Origin of the sequence: Streptosporangium sp. NPDC000396, assembly GCF_042898655.1 — a bacterium.
Taxonomy (GTDB): domain Bacteria; phylum Actinomycetota; class Actinomycetes; order Streptosporangiales; family Streptosporangiaceae; genus Streptosporangium.
On sequence record NZ_JBIAZA010000001.1, the window covers coordinates 21667 to 45364 of the forward strand.

Genomic DNA, 23698 nt, shown 5'->3' on the forward strand with positions numbered 1-23698 from the left:
TGAATCAGTTACCGTTTATTCCACTTTGGGAAGGTCATCCGGGTTTATCGGGACGCGGCCAGCTCCTCAACCCCGCCGAGAAGCACGGTGGTGAAGGGTCCGCCGAACAGCTCCCGCGCGGCCTCGGTCACCCGTGAGGCGTCCACGTCTCGCAGGAGCCGCGGCAGCCGTACCAACCAGGTAGGATCCCTGCCGACGGCGACGCCGGAGAGGAGCTGGTCGGCCAGCGCGGCTGGGGAGTCGAAGACCATCAGGACCTGGCCCGCCCGGAACTCCCGCACGGGGCCCAGCTCGTCTTCGGCGAACTTCTCTCTCCGGAGCCGGCCGAACTCCTCGTGCACGGTGTCGAGAAGGGCGTCCACCAGTTCCGGCGGTGCGCCGCCGACGAGGCAGACCTGCGGGTGACCGAAGAACGTGTCGCGCACGGCCACCAGTTCGCATTCCGGCCCGCCGTACCCGGCGAAGCGGTGGGCCACCCGCTTGTTCAGGGACAGCCCGACGGCCGCGGAGGCCAGGTAGCGCGCCGGATCACCGGGATCGCCTGGGGGCTCCGGCGCGCACAACTTGATCTGAGTCGCCGGGATCCCGGGGGCGGGCAGCGAGAACCTCTCTTCGCCGATGGGTGGCGCGGGCCGGGACCGGCTGCTTCGGACAGGGCCCGGCCATTCCACGTGCGCCCGTACCTGGGCGATGAGATCCTCCGGGTCGAGCGCCCCCACGGCGATCAGAACAGCGCCGTCGGGTGCCAGGCGGGCGGTTGCCAACGCCTCGGAGGAGTCCGCGTGCCACGCCCCCCGGTAACGTGCCCGCAGCGCCTCGGTGAACAAACGGTCGGGAGAGCCCGCCATGACGCGTCGCGCCCTCAGCAGGGCGGCCTCGCCGGCCTCGCCGTCCAGGCCCGTCGTGGCGCCCGTCACGGTGAACAGGTCGGTCAGGATCGCGAGCCACCCCGCCACACCGTCCGGCGGGACATGGCCGCGCACGGTGAGGTTCTGTCCGTCGCTGCCCAGCCCGCAGTCTCCGCCGAGATCTCGCATTCGCCGTACGGCACCGGTGTGGGCCGCGGCCAGCGTCGCGAAGGCGTCGAGATGGGTGATGTGGGGTGGCAGGCTCGCGACGCGCGGAGCGTGGAGGCGGAACTCGACGGCCGGCGTCCGGGCGTCGGCCACCGCGATCACCCGTAGCCCATCGCCGACCACCTGGTCGCGGATCCCCGCGTAGCGTGGCGCGGCATCGCAGCGGATGCCCGGCACTGCCCTCGGGCCGCGGGAAGTACGGGCGAGCACGGTGGCGTCGCGGTACGGCTGGCCCGCGGCACCGGATCGGTCGTCCTGCGCGGGAGGTACGGTACGCGGCCGGGTGCGCTGCGGGCCCGGAACCATGACGAGCACCGCCCGGTGGCCGCCACGCAGCGTGCGGGCGGCGTGCGCGACCGCGTCGGTGGTCACGGCCGCCAGGTGGTCGGGAACCTCGTCGAGCAGTTCGGCTCGGCCGAACAGCAGTTCCATGCGACCCAGTCCTCGGCAGCGGCTCTGCAGATCACTGTGCGCCCGCCCGTGATCGATCGTCAGGCGCCGCCGGGCCCAGGAGGCCTGGCGAGCGGTGTCGTCAGGAGAGGCGAGCCTATCCAGAGCGTCGTCCAGCGCCCGCAGGGCGTCGGAGGGCGAGACCTCGTGCGGCAGCATGGAAGTCAGCACCAGAGTGTCGGGATCGCGTGCGTCCAGCATGCCGAAGAACCCGCAGCTCGTTGTCATCGGCAGCGCCGGGATGCCTCCGGCCGGGCGCAGTCCGGATTCGGTCAGCGCCATGGCCAGCACGGCATGTGCCAGGTAGGCGCCGAGATCGTGGCCGGGGTCGGGAAGCCGGTAGCCCACGGCCAGCGCGGTCCTGTTCACCCCCGGTTCGGCACAGTTCAGCAGGCTGTCCGCCGTCGGTGGCGATTCTTCGAGTTCCACCGCGGGCCCGGCGGGCCGGGCGGGGATGTCGCCGAAGTGGCGCTCGATCAGCTCGGACGCGTGCTCGGGTGAGAAGTCTCCGGCCACCGTCAGTACGGCGTTGCCCGGTGTGTAGTAGGTGTCGAAGAACCACGCGCAGTCGTCCAGAGTGATCTCTTTCAGCGCGTCCACATCGCCGTAACCGTCATGAGCGTTGGCGAAGTTCCGGTAGAGCAGGCCGGGCAGCAACGGCCAGGGGAGACCGCCGTAAGGCCGTTCCCGCGTGGCCTCCCTGACCTCCTTCTCGACCCCCTCCAACTGCTGGGCCAGGTTCTCGGCGGTGAACCGGGGGGCGCGCATGCGGTCCGCCTCGCTGAACAGCGCCTGTTCCAGGTAGCCGGAGGGAACCGCCTGATAGTAGTCGGTGTAGTCCTGATGGGTGGTGCCGTTCGCCTCTCCCCCGCAGCGAAGGATGTGGTCGTAGAAACGGCCGTCGGGCAGGCTCTCGCTGCCGCGGAACATCAAATGCTCAAAAAGGTGGGCGAAGCCAGCCTTGCCGGGAGGCTCCGATCGGTACCCCACCCCGTAGTGCACGCTGGCCGCGATCCGCGGTCCGCAGTCGTCGGGGGCCAGCACGACGCGAAGCCCGTTCTCCAGGGTCGTGCGCAGGATCCTCCCCGGTCGCGCCGCGCTCACGGCAGATCGGGGGAGCCGATGTTCCGGGCGGGGTTGACCGGGTCGACACCCGCCTCCCGCAGCCGTTCGCCGAGCGCCTCCTCCAGGGCCACCCCCGTCTGGGCACTGTCCAGCAGGGCTTGGGCGGTCACGGCGGCCCGGTGCTGGCCGAAGCTCATGCCTTGCCTGCTGCGGCGCGGGTCGGCGGGCTCCCAGGCGACGCCGACTCCCGGGACCAGCTGCTCGGCGAACGCCGACGTGGGGGATGGCACCTCATGGCGCTCGGACACCACGTCCGCGATCTCCTGGGCCAGTCCCGCTTCGGAGGCCGCCAGATAGACCACCAGAGCGTCGCGCCGGGGGAACAGCGGCGCGGCCGACAGCACCTTCGCCTGGTACGGCACGGCCCGGCTCTCCAGATGACCCAGCATGTCCGACCACACGCCGATGGCCTGGTCGGCCGAACCGAGATGCACGTAGACCCGCAGCAGCGGGCCCCTGCCCGCCGTCGTCTCCGGCGGGCGGATCACCGATCCGTGCACGAGGAAGAATCCGGGAGAGACAGCGGGGCGGCAGGCGGGCACCGTCAGCAGTGCGCCCTCGTCCGCCACGTTCACGATCGATTCGGGAACCCAGACACGCACCCCATCCCGTACCACCAAGACCTCGCGGCCTCTTTCGGTGTCACGCGCGGACTCCGGCAGTGCCGTGACCCGCACGGTGGTCCGCCGATGCGGCATCCCGTCGGCCAGGCGCCGTTCCATTTCCGGATCGCGCAGCCGGCGTGGCGGCGGGACGCTCTCCCGCTGGCCGGCGTGGTACACCTCGTACAGCGCCGCGGAGAGCTGGGCCTGCAGATCGCGGACGTCGGCCCCCTCGACGAGGCGGTCCTCGACCGTCGCCGACAGGTCGTCCAATCGGACGCGCACACGCCTGGCGACGTTCACGAGACGGCTCACGGCCGGTAGTTGCATGGTCATTCGGGGTCCTCCAGGCCGATGGTGGAGACGAAGGCGTGCGGGGTTATCAGCAGGGATCGGCCGATACCTGCCGCGGCGCGCTCGATCCCGGAGAGCGCAGAGCGCTGACCGGCTCCGGCGATCAGGCGGTCGATCATGTGCCAGCCGGCGAATGCCGCGGCGCGCTCCGCGAGGCCGGGATCGATCCACGGCCGTGCCTGGCGGTAACCCGCCCAAAAAGCGGTGATCCGGGGGCGCAGCCGCTCGATCTTCTCAATCCCCCGCGTGATCACTTCCTCGTGGGTGAGCGTGGCACCGTGGAAGTGCTCGTCCCCGCGCGAGGTCACGATGTCGAGCACGGCGCGATAGAGCCACTCGCCGGTGAAACCGCCCACGTCACGGGCCGGGTCGGCGAGCCGGAACTCCTCCCAGTCGGTCACCACGAACTCGTTCTCGGTGAGCAGGATCTGGTCCACGCGCAGGTCGCAGTGGGACGGCACCTTCTCCGCCGACCGTTCGCGATCGAGCAGCGCCTCGATCGCCTCGATCAGGGCGTCATCGGTCTGCAGCAGGCGCCATGCCTCGAGTTCGGCGAAACTGGCGTTGTCGAATGTGGACGACGGCAACCCGCGCAGCAGATCCACCGACGGCCAGGGAAAAGGTGAGTCGTCGACGGCGCCGGGATCGCTCACCGGCTTCCCGTGCAGCAGGCCGATGGCCCGCCCCACGGCATGGGAGAGATCTTCGTCGAAGATCTCGTCCACCATGAGTTCGGCCCCGCTGCGGGCGCCCTTCAGGTAGTCGAAGACCACCACCCCCGCGCCCTCGTCGTAGCCCAGCAGAGCGGGTCCGCGCAGCACCCCGGCGGGTGCGTCGGCGACGAAGCGTTCGTGGGCGAGGGTGCGGCGCAGCCTCGCGGCCGCGTCCTCGGGCGCCCCGATCAGGCGCTTGACGAACACCTCCCGTCCGCTCTCGGTACGGCCGGCCCAGATGTCGTTGCGGCCCAGCGCCCCCTGCAGCGAGTCACGGTCGAACCCTCCTAGATTCAAGCGGTGGAGCAGTTCTTCCACTGCCGGCACATGGCTCAGGTCGAGAGGAACGAAGTTGTTACGCCCTCTTGATGTCCGGCCATGTCCAGCCCGGCTTTTATGAGTCGCCTGGGTTGGCATGGTTACTCCCCTCACGCCGTTTTGATTGCTTTTCGATTTCGATGGCGAGGGTAAGAACTGTGGATTTTCTCCATGTTTTACGCGGTTATCAGACACCGGGGTTTTACGCGGTCATCAGACGCCGAGACCGGGCATGCCCGGCTGATTCGGTAGAGCGGCTCCGGGCGGCCAATCCTCCTCCCTCCGTCGCAGGGGCGCCGCCGACCGGCGGCGGCCACGATCGTCAGCGGGCGGAGGTCATGGCACGGACGCCGTTGCCGGCACGGATGAGCAGGCCCAGGGAGATCATCCCGAAGGCGGCCGCCGCCAGAGTGGAGAAGAACCAGAACCACACCCAGGTGGCCGGGATCGGCAGCAGCACCACCAGCCCCACGGGATAGGAGGCCAGCAGCAGCCTCAGCCTCCGCTCCGCCCTGGCCTGTTCGCGCAGCCGTACGGCGGCTCCGCGGGGCGCTGCCGCGGGCGAGTGACCGGTCAGCCGCAGCCCGCCGGCGATGACCAGCCGCCAGGTGTGCACGACGGCGCCGATCATCACCAGCAACAGGCACAGTCCCAGCAGCTGCACCCATTCGGGCACCTCGCTGTGACCGGGTGTGAGGGCGGGCAGGGTGAGCGCCGCGAACAGCAGGGTGCTCAGCGCCTCGGCGGTGATGAGGCGATTGGCCGGGGTGCTGCGCAACGCGGTGAACACGGGCGGCTCCTTGTACGGGATCATCGGCCGGCGTGAGCCGGGACCGGACGGCCGGGGAAAGCGGGGACCGCCGGGGATCACAGTGTCGCATTCAACGGATCTCGCAGTGGCCTCTCAGGAGACCGGTTCGTCCTGCGTGGCGGGGATCGGCGTGTGGTCGGCCGCGGTCAGCAGGTAGTGCCGGGGGTCGAAGGTGCGGGTCCGCCGGCGGAACCGCCAGGTCGGCTCGGGCCACAGGGTGGTGACGCGGCCCTTGCCGTCCTGATACCAGCTGGCGCAGCCCTCGCTCTTCCAGACGGTGAAGGCGAGCCTGCGCTGCAGGCCGGCGTTGTAGGCGTTCTGGACCGCGGCGCGCACCTCGACGGCGTCCAGGTCGCGGTCGCGCATCAGGTCGAGACAGCTGAGCAGATAATCGATCTGCGATTCGATCATGTAGATGATGCTGTTGTGACCGAGTCCGGTGTTGGGCCCGGCCATCATGAACAGGTTCGGGAAACCGGCGACGGTGGTGCCCAGGTAGGCCTGGGGGCTGCCGTCCCAGATCTGGTGCAGGGACCGGCCCGCGGCGCCGATGACCTGCCGCGGCTGGGTGGCGTCGTTCACGCGGAAGCCGGTGCCGAAGATGAGCGTGTCCACCCGGTGGGCGGGGGTCTGCGCGCGGGGGCCGCCTGTTGTGATCACCGCACCGGCGTCGACCCTGAGGATCCGGTCGGTGGTCACGGTGACGTTGGGCTGGGTGAGGGCCGGGTAGTAGTCGTTGGAGATCAGGATCCGCTTGCAGCCCATCTCGTAGTGCGGGGTGAGCTTGGCGCGCAGGGCCGGGTCGGAGACCTGGCGGTGCAGGTGGTCCAGGGCCTGCCGCTGAGCCAGGGCGCGCAGGGTCCGGTTGCCCAGCAGCGCCGGCAGGGTGGCCTCGCAGGCCAGATACTCGGCGCCGCGGATCAGGCGCTGCAGCAGCGGCGCACGACGCAGCAGCCGGCGCTGCCACGGCGGAATCTCCCGGTCGCCGCGAGGCACGATCCATGACGGTGTCCGCTGGAACACCGTGACGTGCCGGGCCACGCGCTGCAGGTGGGGAACGAACTGGATGGCGCTGGCCCCCGTCCCGACGACCCCCACGCGACGGCCGCGCAGGTCGTGCGCGTGGTTCCAGCGCGCGGAGTGGAACATCTCTCCGGTGAAGCGGTCCAGGCCGGGCAGTTCGGGGATCGCCGGCTCCGACAGCGGACCTTGGGCCAGCACGAGCACCCGGGCGGTCAGCGGCCCGTCGCTGGTCTCCAGCCGCCACAGCCGCGCCCCGGCGTCCCATTCGGCGCGCTCCATCTCGCAGTTCAGCCGCAGATGCGGCCGTACGCCGAACTCGTCGGCGCAGCGGCGCAGGTAGTCCCCGATCTCCGCCTGCGGGGCGAAGCGCCGGCTCCAGTCCGGGTTGGGCGCGAAGGAGAACGAGTACAGGTGCGAGGGAACGTCGCAGGCGCATCCGGGATAGGTGTTGTCGCGCCAGGTCCCGCCCACCTCGCCGGCTCGCTCCAGGATCAGCACGTCACGGTGGCCCTCCTGGAACAGCCGGATCGCCGTGCCCAGTCCGGCGAACCCGGCGCCGACGATCACCACGTGCGCGTGCCGCGCCCAGGGCCCCCTCTCCGGGCCGGTCTCCCGGCGGGTCACGGTTTCCGGGGTGGGCTGTGACGACTCCGCGGGCGGGGTCGGATGCTGGTCGTGAGTCATGGTGCTCCTCATTCGGTGCCGGTGGATCTCTTGAGACCTTATCTCTCATGTTAGATTCGATCGTATTAAATACGAACGATTTGAAAGTGATGAAGGGATCGCAGATGAAAGTTCTGGCTCTCGGCGGACCCGGCGCCATGGGAGCGGTAGCCGTCCGCGTGGCCGCCACGCTGCCCGGCGTGCGCGAGATCGTGGTGGCCGACCGCGATCTGACGGCGGCGCAGCAGCTGGTGCGCAAACTCGCCGGTACCGGTGCGCGGATGCGCCCTCTCCAAGTGGACGTGACCGACGCCGACGCCCTGCACGCCGCGCTCGCCCCGGCCGACGTCGTCCTCAACACCGTCGGCCCCTACTACCGGTTCGGCCTGACCGTGCTGCGCGCCGCGATCACCGCCCGCACTCACTACCTGGACATCTGCGACGACTGGGAGCCGACCCTGCAGATGCTCGACCTGGACGAGGCGGCCCGGTCGGCCGGAGTCTGCGCGGTGGTCGGCATGGGAGCCAGTCCCGGCGTCAGCAACCTGCTCGCCGCCCGCGCGGTCCGGGAACTCGACACCGTCCAGGACATCTACACTGCCTGGCCCGTCGACGTCCCCGACACCGGCGACGGCCAGGACGAGCAGCTGCTCGGCCCCGACGGACGCCCCTCCGCCGCCGCGGTGCACTGGATGCAGCAGATCAGCGGAGAGGTGGCCGTGGTCCACGACGGGAAGCTCGTGCGCCGTCCCCCGCTACGTCCGGTGTCCCTGACCCTGCCCGAGGGACGCTCCGGAACCGCCTACGTCGTCGGGCATCCCGAACCGGTCACCCTCCAGCGCAGCTACCAGCCCACCGGCCAGGCCGCCAACCTGATGGTCATCACCCCGGGAACCCTCGCCTACCTCGACATCCTGCGCACCGACATCGACGCGGGCCGCCTCACCAACGAGACCGCGGCCGCCGACCTGGCCAAGCCCTCCCTCAAGCGCGCTCTGCGCGCGGCCGCCCGCAGCGTCCGCTTCTCCGGCCCCAAAACGCTGCCGCCGTTCTTCGCCGCCGCCACCGGAACACGCCACGGCCGGCCTCTCACCGTGCTGGCCCACCTGGCGGCCGTGTCCGGCGACCATCGCGGCGACGCGACCTCGGCGCTGATCAGCGACATGGCCAAGGGCACCGGCATCCCGCTGGCCCTCGGGCTCGCCCAGATGCTCGACGGCACCGGCCTGCCCGGGGTTCACCCTCCCGAGATCGCCATCGACCCCGACCGGTTCTTCCTCGACCTCGCCCGCCACGAACCCAACCAGGCCATGCTGCTCCGCAACGGCGCCCCCCAGGACGGCGTCGTCATCGAGCGCGCCCCCGTCCACGCCCTGGCCCGCTCATGAGCCGGCCTCCGGCCCGCCGCCGGGCCCTCGGGCCGGCCCCATCCGATTCCCCCGTCCCAGCACCGGAGCCGAACAGTGACCGCAACACCGGATGACCATGTCTCACGTGAGGTCGACGTCGTCGTGGTGGGCGCCGGGCTGGCCGGGCTGGCCACCGCCTGGCGGCTGCACCAGGCCGGCGTCGACGTCGTCGTCCTCGAAGCCAAGGACCGGGTCGGCGGGCGGCTGCTCACCACGACCACGAGCCTGGGCGTGCCCGTCGACGCCGGCGGCTCCTGGGTGGGCCCCAGCCAGGACGCGGTCATGGCCCTCCTGAACGAGCTGGGCATCGATCTGGTGCCGCAGTACACCGACGGGCTGAACCTGATGCGGGTCGGCAACCGCACCCACCGGTACCACGGCGAGACCCCGCCGCTGGGGGCCGCGGAACTGCTCGACCTGGGGCAGGCCCAGTGGGCCCTGGACCGGATGGCCCGCCGTCTCGGCCCTCCGCCCTGGCACGACCGCTACGCCCACCGGCTGGACGCCCAGACCTTCGGGGGGTGGATGGATCGCTGCGTCCACACCGCCGTGGGACGGCTGATCCTGGATGGGGCGACCGCCGTCAGCTTCGGCTGCCGGCCCGAAGAGCTGTCGCTCCTGGCCTTCGTCGCCCATATCGGCGGCGCGGGCGGCCTGACCCCACTGCTCGATGTCCGTGAGGCGCTCAGGTTCCGGATCGCCGGCGGCGCGGCCACGCTGCCCGCCCATCTGGAGCGGAAACTCCGTGACCGGGTCCTGCTCGGCCATCCCGTCGACCGGATCCGGCGCACCGGCGACGCGGCGGTGGTGACCGTCCACGGCCGCGGATCCTTCCGCGCCAGACGTGTTGTCATCGCCGTCGACCCGGCCACCGCCCACACCATCGCCCACGACCCCCCGCTGCCCGCCGCGCGGGCCGAGTTGCAACGCCGCTGGCTGATGGGCTCCGCCGTCAAGGCGCATCTCGTCTACGACCTTCCGTGGTGGCGGGACCTCGGCCTCACCGGTGCCGCCAGCATCGACAGCGGAATCGCGCACCTCACCTTCGACGTCAGCCCGCCCGCCTCCCCCGGCGCCGACGGGCCAGGTGTCTTGATGGCCTTCCTTGAGCTTCCTGACGCCGGCGACCCGTGCCGGGACAGCGTCTCCCTGCGGCGGCAACGTGTCCTGGACGACCTCGCCGCGCTTTTCGGGCCGCAGGCCCGGTGCCCGGAGGACTACACCGAACAGGACTGGACGGCAGAACCCTGGCAGAGCGGATGTGTCCCCTGCCCTCCCCCCGGGGTGCTCGGCACCCGCCACCAGTGGCTGACCCACCCCGTCGGCCCGTTGCACTGGGCAGGCGCCGAAACCTCCTACGTCTGGGAGGGCCACATGGACGGCGCGGTCCGCTCCGCGCAGCGGGCCGGCGCGGAGGTCCTGACCGCCCTGGGACACCCCGCCGTGACCGCCCCGTAGGAGGGCCGCCCGGTCCGTGGAGCGGCCGGAAGACGGTGTGCCGCCCTGGGTGAGCGAGACGCGGCCGGTAAGCGAGACGCGGCCCGCACCGGAATGGCGCGGGCCGCGCGAACCATCAGGCCGTCATGTGATCCGTCAGGTCCTCACGCGAACCGTCAGGTCCTCACGCGAACCGTCAGGGGACGGTGACGGTCTTGGTGACCGAGCCCGTGGCGCCCTTGTCGTCGGTCACGGTGAGCTTGACGGTCTTGGCTCCGGCGGTGTTGTAGAAGTGGACGATCGTCGCGCCGGTGCCGGTCGTGCCGTCACCGAACTCCCAGGCGTACGAGGCGATCGTGCCGTCGGGGTCGGACGAGGCCGAGCCGTTGAAGTTGCAGTAGCGCCAGAACAACACCCGGGTGCAGGTCTGGGTGAAGTTGGCCCTCGGCGGCTGGTTGGTGGACGTGCCGACCGTCACCTGCTTGGAGGTGGACCCGGTCGCGCCCTTGTCGTCGGTCACGGTCAGCCTGACGGTGTAGACGCCGGCCGCGCCGTACGTGTGCGAGGCCGTGGCACCGGTTCCGGTCGAGCCGTCACCGAAGTCCCAGGCGTACGAGGCGATCGTGCCGTCGGGGTCGGACGAGGCCGAGCCGTTGAAGTTGCAGGCCAGCTGGGTGCACGACTCGGTGAACGACGCCGTCGGCGGCTGGTTGCCACCCGTGCCCGGCGGGTACTGCGTGGCGTCGTGCACGTCGAGCAGCGGCTCCTTGACGCCGTCGTTGGAGTCGTCGGTCCAGTTCGAGTTGCCGGTCGAGATCAGCTTCTGCCGTACGGCCAGCGCGGCCGCACGGGTGGTGGGCTTGTTGGCGCCGGAGGCGAGCACGCCCGCGGCTCCCGCCACGTGCGGGCTGGCCATCGAGGTGCCGCTGATGGTGTTGTAGCCGCCGTTCATCCAGGTCGAGTAGATGCAGGTGCCGGGCGCCGCGATCTCGACGGTCTGGCCGAAGTTGGAGTAGAAGGCGAGCGAGTCGTCGTTGTCGGTCTCGCTGCGGCACGGAAGCGTGCTGCCTCCGCTGCCGCCCGCCCTGCCGTCGATGTCGGTGACCGACGAGACGGTGACGACGTCGGGGTGGTTGGCGGGGAAGAACGTCGAGGCGTTCTTCGCGCTGTTGCCCGCCGCCACGACCACGACGACGCCGGCGTTGACCGCGTTCGTGATCGCGGTGCTGATGGCGCTGCTGGTGCAGCCGTCACAACCGAGGCTCATGTTTATCACCTCGATGGTGGACGCGCGGGCCGTCACCCAGTCGATGCCCGCCGCGATGGCCGAGAGCGTGCCCGAACCGGAGGAGTTGAGCACCTTCACGCCGTGGATGCGGGCGCCGGGTGCGACGCCGACCGCGCCCACGTTGTTGTCGAGCGCGCCGATGATGCCCGCCACGTGCGAACCGTGACCGTTGTCGTCGTCACCCGCGTTGTTCGCGCAGGATCCGCTTGAGCAGTCGGCGCGGGCGGCCACGTTCAGGTCGGGGTGGTCGAAGTCGACACCGGTGTCGATCACCGCGACGTCGACGTCGACCCGGGCGTCGTCGGTGCCGTCGATGTCGAGGTTCGGGTTGTCGGGGGCGAAGATGCGCCTGACTCCGGTCGGCACGGTCTGGTCGAACGCCACGACTTCGGCGTCGGCCTCGACGGTCAGCACGTTCGGGTCACGGCGCAGCGCCTCGGCCGCCGCGTCCGTCAGGTTGGCGGTGTAGCCCTTGAACGCGTGCTTGTAGACACCGATGAGCCGGCCGTCGAACTGGTCGACCTGGTCCTGGGCAACCGTCTCGGGGGCGACCCTGAGAGTCGGTTTGAGCTGGACGATGTAGTTGTGGGACTCCCCGGCCGGAGCGGAGGCGGAGGCCGGGGCCGGCACGGCGAGAAGCGCGAGCGCGGGAACGAGCAATGCGAGCAGGGGGTTTCGTCGTCGCATAGGGGCGTGGACCCTTCCACGGGTGACGGGTGGGAGACACCTGGCGGCCGCCACCTGAAACATGAGGCAGGATCACGCCGTGGACCATACGTAAAACACACGTATTGCGACTACGTAGTGCCTTTCGCCAGGTGCTCGCGGAACTGCCGGCGGGAGCTCAGGCCCAGCTTGCGCAGCGCGTTGGCCACGTGCACCTCGACGGTTCGCGGTGAGAGGAACAGGCTCTCGGCGATCTCCCTGTTCGTGAGACCGTCCGCGGCGAGGCGGATCACCTGGTCCTCCCGGGGCGAAACGGCTCCCTCCGGCGAGGCGGCCGGGGTGTCGACCCTGCGATGCAGGCGCCGCCGGATGGCGGGGGTGATCGATTCGTAGATGGCCTGCCGGGTCAGCGGGTGGCGCAGGCCGTACGTCCCGGGGGTCCGCTCGCGCAGCAGCGCGCGTCGCAACGCCTCGGCCAGCGCGCGCTCGCCCTGCTCGGGTGGCACGCCCGCGACGGCGATCAGCGCCCGTTCGGGGACGTGGGCGTCGAGTACGGCCGCCGCCTGCACGAGCCGCCGTGCCGCGGCGGACAGGGTGCCGAGCCGGAGGAGTACGGCGTCGCGCACCGCGGGAGGCGTGCGGAGCTCCCGCCCCGGACGCTCGGCCAGCATGCGGGCCAGCTCCTCGACCATGAACGGCACGCCCGTCGTGAGTTCCCACAGGTCGGGCGGGTCCGGCAGGAGGTGCTTGGCGAGCAGCGCGGTTTCCTCGGGGCTGAGCGGCGCCAGAGACATCTCGGCGTGGCCGACCCCCGGGGGCAGGTTCGCGAGCATGGCGGCGACGGGGTAGGAGACGGGCAAGTCCTCCGCGCGATAGGTGAGCACGAGGTTGACCGCGTCGGGCAGGCAGCGGGCCAGGAACGAGAGCAGTTCCCTGGTGTCCGAGTCCACCCAGTGCACGTCCTCCACGACCAGCGTGACCGGGCTCAGGGAGTCGAGCAGGGAGAGCACTGCCCGGAAAAGACGATGCCGCTCGACCTGCGGATCCTGGAGGGGAGGCGGGGCGAGCGGCAGCCGGTGGGCATACTCGGGCAGGAGCGGGCGTAACGCGCCGGTGACCGGGTTGAGGCCGCGTGGCGGGTCGGCGACCCGGAGCGCCTCCACGATGGGACCGTAGGGGAAGGGCTCGCACATCGGATGGCAGCAGCCGGTCAGCATGGGGTGCCGGAGCTCCCGCAGGAGCCTCGTCTTGCCGATTCCCGCCTCACCCTCGATCAGGACGACGACCGGCGGATGGCTGAGAACGGCTGAGAGCTGGCAGAGTTCGCGGTCTCGCCCCACGAAAGGCATGCTCACCGCCCTGCGTCCACGTTGACTTCAGATTGTCAGTGGATTTTTCATTATTTGTACGCCCCTGTCCATAGACAGGGAAAAGGGGGCAGGGCGATCGCTATGTTCGGCATTGCCGAACTGCGATACGGTATCGCCGTGGCGGAAACGATTCAGTCGGTGGAACGTGCCGCGGCGATCCTGCGGCTGCTCGCGGCCGGGCCCCGTCAGCTGGGAGTGGCCGAGCTCGCCAGGGCGATGGGGCTGCCCAAGGGCACGCTCCACGGCATCCTGCGCACACTCGTTCACGTCGGATTCGTCGAGCAGGACGACAACACCGGCAAATACCGGCTCGGCGCCACGCTCCTCCACCTGGGCAGCAGCTACCTCGACGTCAACGAACTGCGCACCCGCTCTCTGAACTGGGCCGACGCCCTGGCCGGCCGGAGCAGGGAGAGCGTGTGGATCGGCACCCTGCACGAGGGCCAGGTCCTCATCGTCCACCACGTCTTCCGGCCCGACGACAGCATGCAGGCCCTCCAGGTGGGCGCCATGCTGCCGGTCCACGCGACCGCGCTCGGCAAGGTCCTGCTCGCCTTCGACCCGTACGGCTCCGCCCCTGACACGCTCGAACGGTTCACGGAACACACCGTCACCACCGCGGGCGACCTGGAAGAGGAACTGGAGTCGGTGCGGCGGCGCGGATGGGCGGCCGACCTTGAAGAGCTCACCGAGGGCGAGGTCTCGATCGCGGCCCCCATCCGCGACCGCCAGGGCATCGTCGTCGGCGCGATCGGTGTCCACGGGGCCGTCGAACGCCTGGCCGGCGACGCCGGTCCGCGAATGGAACTGGTCTCCTACGTTCGTGACGCGGCCAGGGCGATCACCCGCGACTTGTCCCGGTAATTCACCACAAAACGGTTGACACACCCAAATAATCCCATAGCATTCATTTACCGTTCGGCAATGCCGAACGCTTCTGAGAACCTGTGAGGAGCCCGTGTCGCAATACGCCGCCATCGTCGACCAGGGCGCCTCCTCCAGCCGGCGCACCGCGTTCGGCCATGACGACCGGATCACCTCCACCGTCCGGTGCGAGCGGCGGCGGGTCCTCCCCCGGCCCGGCCGGGCGGAGCACGACGCCCCAGAGATCTGGACCGCGCGGCACGTGCCGCGCCTTCTCCCCTGGGCTGAGCCCGGGGTCTCCACGCTCAAGGAGTTTCGATGACCATCGCCACGCTCGGAAACCGCGCGCAGACCCGCGAGGAGCTGACTCGCGCCACCTATGACCTGCTGGTCATCGGCGGTGGCATCCTGGGCACCTCGGTCACGTGGATGGCCGCCCAGGCCGGGCTCCGCGTGGCGATGGTCGACGGCGGCGACTTCGCCGGGGCCACTTCCAGCGCCTCGTCCAAGCTGGTCCACGGCGGCCTGCGCTATCTGCAGACCGGCAACGTCAAGCTGGTCGCCGAGAACCACCGCGAGCGTCGCGCGCTGGCCGGGGACATCGCGCCCCACCTGGTCAAGCCGTTGAGCTTCCTCGTGCCGATCTACCAGGGCGGCCCGCACGGCGCGGCCAAGCTCGGCGCGGGGGTCTTCCTGTACTCGGCGCTGTCCGCCTTCGGCGACGGCGTCGGCCGGGTCATCACCCCCCGGCAGGCCCTGGCCCGCGTTCCCGGCCTCCGGTCCGAGGGGCTGCGCGCCGCCGCCGTCTACGGGGACCACCAGATGAACGACAGCCGGGTCGCCGTGATGACCGTCCGCGCGGCCGTGACCGCCGGGGCCGTCGTGCTGAACCACGCGGAGGTCGTCGGCCTGCGCCGCTCGGAGGGCCGGATCTGCGGCGCGGACCTGCGAGACCGGCTGGACGGCACCGAGTTCGGCGTCAACGCCCGGCTCGTCCTCAACGCGACCGGCCCGTGGGTGGACCATCTGCGCCGCATGGAGGACCCCGGCGCCGAACCGAGCATTCGCCTGTCGAAGGGCGCCCACGTGGTGGTCAGGCGGGAGGAGCCCTGGAAGGCGGCCCTGACCATCCCGGTCGACAAGTATCGCGTGTCGTTCGCGATCCCCTGGGAGGACCATCTGCTGCTCGGCACGACCGACGAGGCGTACGAAGGCGACCCCGCCGACGTGCGCGCGACCGAAGCCGACATCGAGCAGATCCTCGGCGAGGCCGGTCTCGCGGTGCGCGACTCGCAGCTCCGCCGCGAGGACATCACCTACTCCTTCGCCGGGCTGCGGGTGCTGCCGGGCGGCCCGGGCAACGTCGCCGAGGCCAAGCGGGAGACCGTCGTCACGCAAGGCAAGGGCGGCATGCTCTCGGTGGCGGGCGGCAAGTGGACCACCTACCGGCACATCGGCAGGGTCGTGCTCGACGCCCTCACCCACCTGCCGGGACAGCCCCTGGGCGACGACCTGGCCGACGCCCCGCGCAGCGTCCCCCTTCCCGGGGTGGCCAGCCCGGACGCGGTCGCCTACCGGCTGTGGGCGGACCGCGAACCGGGTGCGCGCATGGACCCGCTGGTGGCCAGGCATCTCGCCACGCACTACGGCTCGATCGCCTTCGACCTGGCCAAGCTGATCAACGAGGACCCCGCGCTCGGGGAGCGGATCCACCCGGACGGGCCGGACATCTGGGCGCAGGCCGTCTACGCCCGTGACGTCGAGTGGGCGGCGACCGTGGACGACATCGTGCGCCGCCGTACCACGCTGACCGTCCGCGGGCTCGACGTTCCCGAGGTCCGCGCCCGCGTCCAGGACATGCTCGGCTGACGGCCGGTACGGCTCGCGCGGCCGGAGGACGGCCAAAGGCGAATTGACAAAGCTAGCATTGGCTTTATGGCAGACTCCGACCACGCGGACCCCGACCAGGCGGACCCCGACCACACGGCGCGCGACCTCAGGATCACCATCGGCCGGATCGCCCGGCGGATCAGGCAGATCTACGCCATCACCGACACCGCGAGCGACATCACCTTCACCGAGCTCGCGGTGCTGTCCCGGTTGGAACGCCTGGGCCCCTCCACCTCCGCGGCCCTCGCGGACTCCGAGCAGGTGACCCCCCAGGCGATCGGCACCGCGCTCGGCACACTCGCCCGGCGCGGCCTGGTCGTCCGCGCCTCGGACCCGGCCGACCGGCGCCGGGTCGTCACCGACATCACCGAGGCCGGGCGGCGCGCCCTCGACGACCGGACCCACGCCGTCACCGAACAGATCGCGCGAGTGCTCGGCGACACCCTGGACGCCGGCGAACGGCGCCGCCTCGCCGAGACGCTCCCCCTGCTGGAACGCCTCGCCGACCGGCTGTGAGCCTCAGGCCGTCACGAGTAGGCCGCCACCATTCCGGTGATGACCCCGCAGAGCGCGACGACCGTGAGGACGGATCCGAAGATCACCGCGACACGGCGGCCCCGGCGCACCCTGAAGACGTAGAGGAACACATACGGCAGGAACGCCAGGACCCCCACGCTGAGGAAGGGCATGGTGAGCGCCGCCAGCAGGCCGGGGGTACCGGTGGGGACGGCGCGGTCGCGTTCGGAGGCGAGCCGGGCGCGCTTGACGTCTCCGGCGGTGGAATCGGGCGAGGCGGCCACCGCGATCGCGTCGCCGCCGCCGTCCGGCACGAAGCTGCCCTTGCAGTCGTAGCGACCCTGGCCCAGCGATTCGCAGGAGACGATCGTGAGCGTGCCCGGGGTGCCGGTCGACCCGGTCGCCAGCTTGAGATCGGGCACCGCGAACACGGCGGGCAGCAGCCCCAGGCCCACCCAGCAGACCAGCAGGATGGTCATGCCGACGGGCCCGGGTGTGCGCCCGGGGCCGGGGGCCGGTCCAGGCTCGAAGACGGCGGCGATGCTCTCCAGTGCGTCACTCATGAGAACAGCGTGGCGCACGCCACTTGCGTCTCACCTGTTCATGACTTGTGCCGGGCCGCCCGCGCCTCGGCCTCGGCGGCGTCCATCTTGGCGGCCTCGTCCGGGGTGGGGGCCGTACCGCCGAGATGGCGGGGCTGCCACCAGACCCCCGGGGGGATCTCCGGGTAGGTCCGCTGGGCCTGGTCGAGCATCGCGGCCATGCGCTCGCGCAGGTCGGCGGTGACGGCGTCGTAGTTGTCGCCGCGCTTGGGATGGAGCGGCTCGCCGACCAGGATGGTGATCGGAACGTGCCGCTGGAACAGCTTCTTGGGGTGACCCTTGGTCCACAGCCGCTGGGTGCCCCACAGGGAGACCGGGATCAACGGCACGTTCGCGCCGACGGCCATCCGGACCGCGCCGTTCTTGATCTCCTTGATCGTGAACGACCGGCTGATCGTGGCCTCGGCGAACACGCCCACGACCTCACCGGCCCTGAGCGACTTCAGCGCGGCGCCGAACGCCGCCGCGCCCGCCTCACGGTCCACCGGGATGTGGTGCATGCCGCGCATCAGCGGGCCGGAGATCTTGTGGTCGAAGACCTCCTTCTTGGCCATGAAGCGCACCAGGCGATTGGCGGGCAGCGCGGCCAGGCCGGCGAAGATGAAGTCGAGATAGCTGATGTGATTGCTGACCAGCACCGCTCCGCCGGTGCGCGGGATCCGCTCGGCGCCCTCGACGCGGATCTTTAGGTCAAGCGCGCGGAACAGGATCCGCGCGGCCCCGATGACCGGGGGGTACACGATCTCAGCCATGGCTGAACCGTACCTCAGCGCCCCACCCCGCTCAGCCCTGCCCCGGGGGTCGCGGCCACGCCTTTCCGCGCCGTTGCCACGACACCGCCACACCACCGCCGCACCACCGTGGCCTCGCGCCGGTCTCAATGCCCCCGGAAGGCCTCCTCCAGCCACCACGCGCCCCGGGCACGGCTGACCTTGGCGTGGACCGCCAACGGCCGCTCCCGCGGCCCGTCCAGCCATCGTGCCACCGCGTCAAGGTCGTCCCGGGTCCGTACGGTCACCGCCTCGCAACCGAACCCCCGGGCGATGGCGGCGATGTCGACGGGCGGGAAGGTGACGGTGTCCAGAGGGTGCCCGTCCGGGCCGAAGTGGTGCACCTCGGCGCCATACCCCTCGTCGTCGTAGACCACGATCACCATGGGGATGCCGAGCCGTACGACCGTCTCCATCTCGGCGACGCCCATCAGCGCGCCCCCGTCGCCGAGCGCCGCCACCGGCAGCCGATCCGGTCGCGCCAGGGCGGCACCGATCGCGGTCGCCAGACCGAGGCCGATCGACTGGAATGCCTGGGTGAAACAGAAACCACACTCATCGGGGACATTGATAAACATCGATGGATACCCCATGAAATTTCCGGAATCAATGGAGACGACACGCTCGATGGGCAGCAGGTCGTCCAGCCCGATCGTCAGGGTCCGGGGGTCGATGCGGCCGCCGCCGCTCTCATCGGTGTACGGCACGTCCCGCCAGCGGCTCTCACGAGCGATCCGCCCGGCCAGCGCCGCCGACCGGTAGCCGACGCCGTCGTCCGGCACCGCGTCGGCCGGGCGGGGACCGTGCTTCCCACCGCCGGACAGGTCCGGTACGGCGCGATCCGGGCGGGGACCGTACTCCCCGCCATCGAGCAGGCTCGTGACGGCCCGCGCGGTGAGGGCGGCGTCACCGATCACGCCGAGATCGACCGGCCGGTGCGCGCCGAGGGCGTCGGCGTCCAGATCGACCTGGACGACCTTGGCCCCCGGGCCGATGAGCGTGCCGTGGCGCGTGGTCCACATGTTGAGCGCGCAGCCCCAGCCGACGATCACGTCGGCGCCGCCGATGAGCTCGGCCGCCAGGGGCGAGGCGAAGCCGCCGCTCACGTCGAGGTCCCACGGGCTACCCCGGAAGAGCCCCTTGGCCACGGCGGAGGTGGCGAGCAGGGCGCCGACCCGCTCGGCGAGTTCCTCCAACTCCCGCCGGGCCGTACGCGCTCCCCGACCGGCCACGAACACCGGCCGCCGCGCGGCGGTGAGGAGCTCCGCCAGCCGCGCGGCCTGCTTCGCCTCGGGCTCGCCCGCTCCGGGACGCGCCTCACCGACAAGCCCCGCCGCCTCCCGAACGGCCCGGCTCCGCGCCTCCGGGAGGAGATCCACCTCCGGGACGGCCCGGCTCCGCGCCTCCCGGAGGAGATCCATCTCCGGAACGGCCTGAGCCTGCACCTCCAGCGGGAGGTTGAGCAGGACGGTGCGCCGCCCGTCGCGGGCCAGGCGGAAGGCCTCGGCCGTCTGCGCGACGGCGGCCTCGGCGGAGCCGGCCCGCAGCGGGACGGCACCCACCGCCGTGGCCAGGGCGGCCTGGTCGACGAAGAAGTTGGACCGGGGCGCGGTCACCTCACCGGCCAGCACGACGAGCGGCGTGCGGCTCTTGGCCGCCTCGGCGATGCCGGTCATCGCGTTGGTGAGGCCTGGTCCCTGGTGGACGCTGAGCACGCCGACCCGGCCGCTCATGCGCGCGTAGGCGTCGGCCATGGTCGCCGCGCCGCCCTCGTGACGCGCCGCGACGAACCGCACGCCATGCTCGACCAACGCGTTGGTCACGTGGAAGTTGCCGCTGCCGACGACCCCGAAGGCGGTGTCCACGCCGAGCGAGGCGAGGACCCTGCCGACGGCCTCGGCGACGTTCACCGCTCGACCAGGGAAGGCACTCGCGAGACGTCCTCACCGTCCCACCCGGTGACCCGGTGGATCGGCGCGTCGAAGCGCGCTCCTGTGCGCCCGGTCGGTGGCGGCACTCCCATGCGAGAACTCCTTGCCCCGTCGAGTCTGAGAGACCGGGAAATTGTGCCCCGATGGAGCTCGGTCAATCGTGTGAAGACCGCGTGGAAGGACTGCCCTGCAGCAGCGGTCCGCACCGGAGGCCGGCGCGGACCGCAGGAAGGCATCGGTGGACGCGGCCGGGATTTCCCTAAGCCAGGCTTGATCGCGTGACGGGGAAGCCGTGGGCGCGGGCACCGGCCACGACGAGCAGGACCGGCACGAGAAGGACCAGCACGCTCCAGGGAAGCGAGGTCGCGCCGAGAACGTCGAGCAGGACGCCGCCGGCGATGCCGCCACCGGCCATGGCCACGTTCCACAGGGTGACGAGCATCGCCTGCGCCGCGTCGGCCTGGTCACCGCCGGCCTGCCCGGCGGCTGTCTGCAGGAGTGTCGGCACGCCGCCCCAGCCCAGGCCCCACAGGAACACGGCGAGGTAGACGAGAGGGGTGCTGTCGGCCACGATCGCGAGGAGAGCTGCGGCCACGCCGACCAGCAGCGTGCCGGCGATGGTCAGACCGCGCAGGCGGTGGCTGATGAGAGCGCCGGTGAGCCAGATGCTCAGCAGCGAGGCTCCGCCGAAGACCAGCAGCACCAGGTCGGTGCTGTCGGCCATGTGGATCTGGGCGAGGAAGGTCGCGATGTAGGCGTACAGGATCGTGTGGGCAAGGACGAAGACCAGCGTCACGAACAGGACGGGAGCGACACCGGGAACGCGCAGCGCACGGAACATCGGGGCACGGTGCTCCTGGCGCTGACCGGCGTAGTCCGGCACGGCAGCCGTGATCCACAGGATCAGGGCGACTGTCAGGGCGCTCATGGCCAGGAAGGCCGCCTGCCAGCTGACCGCCTGGCCCAGGAAGGTGCCTGTGGGGACGCCCAGCGAGAGAGCGACGGGGATGCCGGCCATGGCGATGGCGATGGCTTTGCCCTCCTGCTCCGCCGTCACCATTCGGCGGGCGTACCCGGCCAGAAGAGCCCAGGCCAGGCCGGCGGCCACCCCCGCCACAAAGCGGGCGGCCATGGTCAGGGGGTAGTGGGTGGACAGGGCCGTGACGGTATTGGCCAGGGCGAATCCCACCAGGGCGGTCAGCAGCAGGTGTTTGCGGCGCCACCCGGCTGTGGCGGCGGTGAGCGGAATAGCGGTGAGCGCGGTGCCGATGGCGTAGATCGTGACGGTCTGGCCCGTGGCGGACTCGCTGACGTGCAGGGTGGCGCTCATTCCCGGCAGGAGACCGGCAGGCAGCGTCTCCGTCAGGCTGGTGATGAACACCGCTGTGGCCAGCGCGAGCAGGGCCGCCATGGGCAGTCTCTGCTTTTTGTTCTCTTCGACGGATTCCGCGGGTAGCTGCTGTGTCGTCATGCCGATAGGCTCAAACCCTCACATAGATGTGAAGGTCAACCCGACAGGGTGTGAGGTCGAGCACATGCGCATTGGCGAGCTCTCGGAGCAGACCAACACCAGCCGTAGATTGCTGCGTTACTACGAAGAGCAGGGACTCATCGTCTCGGAGCGCTCCCCGAACGGCTACCGCGAGTACGACGAGCGCTTCGTCGATCGCGTGCTGCAGATCCGGGGACTGCTTGATGCCGGGCTGCCGACCCGGATCATCAAGCAGATCCTGCCATGCCTGGACAAGCCACGGGTGATCTACTTCCCCGACGCCACCCCCGAGATGATCTCAACGCTGGAAGGGGAGCTGGAACGGATGAATCAACGCATCGAGTGCCTGACCCACAACCGCGACGCAGTGGCCGATTACCTGGACACCGTGCGGGACTACCGCGACTCCGAAGCCGTCTGAACACCTCTGAACACCTCTGAACACCACTGCCACGGCATCGCCGACCCGGCGCAAGGTGGGGGCACGCGGCCTTGCCTGGGCGCGAGCCGGCAGCAGGGCGTTGCGGTGCGCTGCCGGTGCATGAGGCATCCCGACGGCGGCGGCCCGGCCGCCGCGCAACGCCTACGCCGAGAGCAGATGCGGATGCGGGCGACCGGCCGCCAGGCGCCGGCCTCCCGCGCAGCCGAGAGGCCCGGACGGCTTCGACCGGTCCGGCCTCAAGCTTTCCGACTACCGGCCGGCCTCGTGGAAGTCGTACGGCAACTCGTCGAACACGTAGTAGGTGCAGTCAGCACCTGGCGCGCACCGGCCCCAGTGAACCGCCTTCGAGGGGTAGTACAGGAAGTCGCCGGCTCCGACACGATAGGGCTTCTTGCGCCCTTCGACGTGCCACAGCATCGTCCCCGAGACGCCTACCACGTGCTCGGGGCTGGTGTGCCAGTGCGGAGGGAACGGCGTGCCCGCCTTGAGCGTGAACACGGCCTCGGACGGGCCCTCCTTAGGGTCACCTTTCAGCTGGACATAGGTGCACCCCGCCAGCCCTTCGCACGGGGATCCCACCCCGGGGCGATGGTGGTGATAAATCACCTCGTCCGAAGCGATTGACGTACCACTCGCGGCGGCCGGCACAGCCGCCGAACTCGTCGATCCCGTCGCGATCACAGCCAGAACCGCGGCCGACGCGACCATAAACATCTTTTTCACCATGGAGGCCTCCCTGCACTCATACAAACGGACCGTGGTCCACTTACTTTATATGGACCACGGTCCGGTAATCAAGGGAACATCATGGTCGACCGGCGAACGGCTCCCCAGGGGTGGGCCGGAAGCGGCCCACCGGCACCTGCGAGACGTCCTCCCCGTCCCGGCCGGTGACCCAGTGGATGGCCCTCCACTCGGGTCCGCGTCACCAGGGGCAAAGTAGAGCGTTGCCGCAGGCCACAGCGGGTGACTGCCACGGTGCCCGGCTCCGGGTTCCGGTCTGGGCGTTCGGGAATGAGTCCGGCGCTCGCCGCCGAGATAGCGACAGCGGGGACGTTTCTGCAGGTCGCGTTGCTTGAAGTCGGCACCCCGCATCCGACCTTGATCGGTGCCGCCAGGACGACTAGCCTGATCGCCGTGCTGCCGGAAGGCGGGCCGAGGCGATCGCGTCACACGGGAAGAGCCCTGACCACGCCGAGCCGCTCGACCACACCACCATGGAGTTTGGGACCGACTGACGATGAGCGCGGAAGAGGATTTCAAGCAGGTCGGCGCCGAACTGGCCGACCTGGGTGTACGGATCTCCAGGATGATGGGGAGTCCCGCGCTCAAAGATCAGGCGGGGAAGGTGTTCGCGAGCCTGCAGCGCGACGGCGCGATGGTGTTCCGGCTGGTCAGGGACACCCCCGAACACACAGCCGCACTCCAGCTGGCAGGGGCGTCCCTGTTTGACCCCTCGGGGCAGGGCAGGGCGATAAAAGACTGGGTGGTCGTGCCCCACTCCTCGGCCGAGAAGTGGACGGATCTCGCCGAGGCCGCTCTCAGCCGGCCCCGCTAGTCAGTAGTACTGCAAGAGCGTCCCGTCTCATCGAAACCCCAGGCGCGTCTCCCTCAGTCGGGTCGCCCGGGGGAATCTCACCCCCGGGCTCCCACAGAACCAGACGTAAACCTCTCGGTTTATCCGGCTCCCATCGCCCGTCCTGACGGCTGGGCGATGGCGACAAGCGTGCCGCGATCTTGGCCCGCCGCCGGCGTGGGGAGTCCATCCGCACCATCGCCGCCGGCGTCAAGGTCTCGGTCGGCGTCATTCACAGGACCCTGGCCGAAGCCCAGCGGGAGGCTCGGGAGGACCGGGACGGTTAGCCGTATGAGGCCAGGACGTGGAC

The 23698-nt window shown here is 70.6% G+C and carries 21 protein-coding genes; 9 read left to right on the top strand and 12 right to left on the bottom strand.

The genetic code is table 11. The features are described from left to right. Positions 1–44: 44 nt before the first annotated feature. From ACFY2X_RS00090 to ACFY2X_RS00110, 5 genes are all read right to left on the bottom strand, one after another. Positions 45–2630, bottom strand: coding sequence for a M16 family metallopeptidase (locus ACFY2X_RS00090; RefSeq protein ID WP_389930013.1), 2586 nt, complete (start codon positions 2628–2630; stop codon positions 45–47). Beyond that, positions 2627–3589: a T3SS effector HopA1 family protein gene (locus ACFY2X_RS00095; protein WP_389930016.1), complete on the bottom strand. Its 963-nt coding sequence runs from the start codon at positions 3587–3589 to the stop codon at positions 2627–2629. Before ACFY2X_RS00095 ends, ACFY2X_RS00090 begins: the two co-directional genes overlap by 4 nt. Beyond that, entirely contained in the window at positions 3586–4737 is a 1152-nt protein-coding gene (gene lxmK / locus ACFY2X_RS00100) for a class V lanthionine synthetase subunit LxmK (RefSeq protein ID WP_389930019.1), read from the bottom strand. Before lxmK ends, ACFY2X_RS00095 begins: the two co-directional genes overlap by 4 nt. A gap of 223 nt (positions 4738–4960) precedes the next feature. Further along, a complete protein-coding gene (locus tag ACFY2X_RS00105; protein ID WP_389930021.1) occupies positions 4961–5428 on the bottom strand; it encodes a hypothetical protein in 468 nt (155 codons plus the stop codon). Positions 5429–5542: 114 nt separating this feature from the next. Further along, on the bottom strand, positions 5543–7156 hold the full coding sequence (locus tag ACFY2X_RS00110; protein ID WP_389930024.1) for a flavin-containing monooxygenase: 1614 nt from the start codon (positions 7154–7156) through the stop codon (positions 5543–5545). 104 nt (positions 7157–7260) lie between these two features. On the opposite strand from ACFY2X_RS00110, the gene ACFY2X_RS00115 reads away from it, so the two are divergent. Together ACFY2X_RS00115 and ACFY2X_RS00120 are read left to right on the top strand one after the other, a co-directional pair. Next, entirely contained in the window at positions 7261–8523 is a 1263-nt protein-coding gene (locus tag ACFY2X_RS00115) for a saccharopine dehydrogenase family protein (RefSeq protein WP_389930026.1), read from the top strand. A 75-nt stretch (positions 8524–8598) separates the two neighbouring features. Then, positions 8599–10002 carry a flavin monoamine oxidase family protein gene (locus tag ACFY2X_RS00120; protein ID WP_389930028.1) on the top strand — a complete coding sequence of 468 codons (1404 nt, stop codon included), beginning with the start codon at positions 8599–8601 and terminating at the stop codon, positions 10000–10002. 175 nt (positions 10003–10177) lie between these two features. Here the strand turns inward: ACFY2X_RS00120 and ACFY2X_RS00125 are convergent, their stop codons facing one another. After that, positions 10178–11956 (bottom strand): S8 family serine peptidase, encoded by a 1779-nt coding sequence (locus tag ACFY2X_RS00125; RefSeq protein WP_389930031.1) that lies wholly within the window; start codon positions 11954–11956, stop codon positions 10178–10180. Between the two features lie 110 nt (positions 11957–12066). Further along, entirely contained in the window at positions 12067–13275 is a 1209-nt protein-coding gene (locus ACFY2X_RS00130) for an AAA family ATPase (RefSeq protein ID WP_389930034.1), read from the bottom strand. Positions 13276–13422: 147 nt separating this feature from the next. Between ACFY2X_RS00130 and ACFY2X_RS00135 the strand changes: the two genes are divergently transcribed. The 4 genes from ACFY2X_RS00135 (at position 13423) to ACFY2X_RS00150 (ending at position 16575) form a co-directional block, all read left to right on the top strand. Then, a complete protein-coding gene (locus ACFY2X_RS00135) occupies positions 13423–14169 on the top strand; it encodes an IclR family transcriptional regulator (protein ID WP_389930037.1) in 747 nt (248 codons plus the stop codon). A gap of 94 nt (positions 14170–14263) precedes the next feature. Then, on the top strand, positions 14264–14491 hold the full coding sequence (locus ACFY2X_RS00140; RefSeq protein ID WP_389930039.1) for a hypothetical protein: 228 nt from the start codon (positions 14264–14266) through the stop codon (positions 14489–14491). Further along, positions 14488–16038: an FAD-dependent oxidoreductase gene (locus ACFY2X_RS00145; protein ID WP_389930042.1), complete on the top strand. Its 1551-nt coding sequence runs from the start codon at positions 14488–14490 to the stop codon at positions 16036–16038. Before ACFY2X_RS00140 ends, ACFY2X_RS00145 begins: the two co-directional genes overlap by 4 nt. A 66-nt stretch (positions 16039–16104) precedes the next feature. Further along, positions 16105–16575 carry a MarR family winged helix-turn-helix transcriptional regulator gene (locus ACFY2X_RS00150; protein WP_389930044.1) on the top strand — a complete coding sequence of 157 codons (471 nt, stop codon included), beginning with the start codon at positions 16105–16107 and terminating at the stop codon, positions 16573–16575. A gap of 11 nt (positions 16576–16586) precedes the next feature. On the opposite strand, the gene ACFY2X_RS00155 is transcribed toward ACFY2X_RS00150, so the two are convergent. From ACFY2X_RS00155 to ACFY2X_RS00170, 4 genes are all read right to left on the bottom strand, one after another. After that, complete coding sequence (locus ACFY2X_RS00155) at positions 16587–17138, bottom strand: hypothetical protein (RefSeq protein ID WP_389930046.1); 552 nt, start codon at positions 17136–17138, stop codon at positions 16587–16589. 38 nt (positions 17139–17176) lie between these two features. Then, positions 17177–17929: a lysophospholipid acyltransferase family protein gene (locus tag ACFY2X_RS00160; RefSeq protein WP_389930049.1), complete on the bottom strand. Its 753-nt coding sequence runs from the start codon at positions 17927–17929 to the stop codon at positions 17177–17179. Between the two features lie 125 nt (positions 17930–18054). Beyond that, on the bottom strand, positions 18055–19857 hold the full coding sequence (locus ACFY2X_RS00165) for a thiamine pyrophosphate-binding protein (RefSeq protein WP_389930051.1): 1803 nt from the start codon (positions 19855–19857) through the stop codon (positions 18055–18057). Positions 19858–20137: 280 nt separating this feature from the next. Next, entirely contained in the window at positions 20138–21349 is a 1212-nt protein-coding gene (locus ACFY2X_RS00170; protein WP_389930054.1) for an MFS transporter, read from the bottom strand. 64 nt (positions 21350–21413) lie between these two features. On the opposite strand from ACFY2X_RS00170, the gene ACFY2X_RS00175 reads away from it, so the two are divergent. Then, on the top strand, positions 21414–21791 hold the full coding sequence (locus ACFY2X_RS00175; protein ID WP_389930057.1) for a MerR family transcriptional regulator: 378 nt from the start codon (positions 21414–21416) through the stop codon (positions 21789–21791). Positions 21792–22061: 270 nt separating this feature from the next. Here ACFY2X_RS00175 and ACFY2X_RS00180 read toward each other — a convergent pair whose 3' ends face one another. After that, positions 22062–22538 carry a cupin domain-containing protein gene (locus ACFY2X_RS00180; RefSeq protein WP_389930059.1) on the bottom strand — a complete coding sequence of 159 codons (477 nt, stop codon included), beginning with the start codon at positions 22536–22538 and terminating at the stop codon, positions 22062–22064. A 514-nt stretch (positions 22539–23052) separates the two neighbouring features. Here ACFY2X_RS00180 and ACFY2X_RS00185 point away from each other — a divergent pair. Both ACFY2X_RS00185 and ACFY2X_RS00190 read left to right on the top strand, forming a co-directional pair. Continuing rightward, entirely contained in the window at positions 23053–23370 is a 318-nt protein-coding gene (locus ACFY2X_RS00185; protein WP_192773063.1) for a hypothetical protein, read from the top strand. A 179-nt stretch (positions 23371–23549) separates the two neighbouring features. Next, a complete protein-coding gene (locus ACFY2X_RS00190) occupies positions 23550–23675 on the top strand; it encodes a helix-turn-helix domain-containing protein (protein WP_389930062.1) in 126 nt (41 codons plus the stop codon). Positions 23676–23698: the final 23 nt, after the last annotated feature.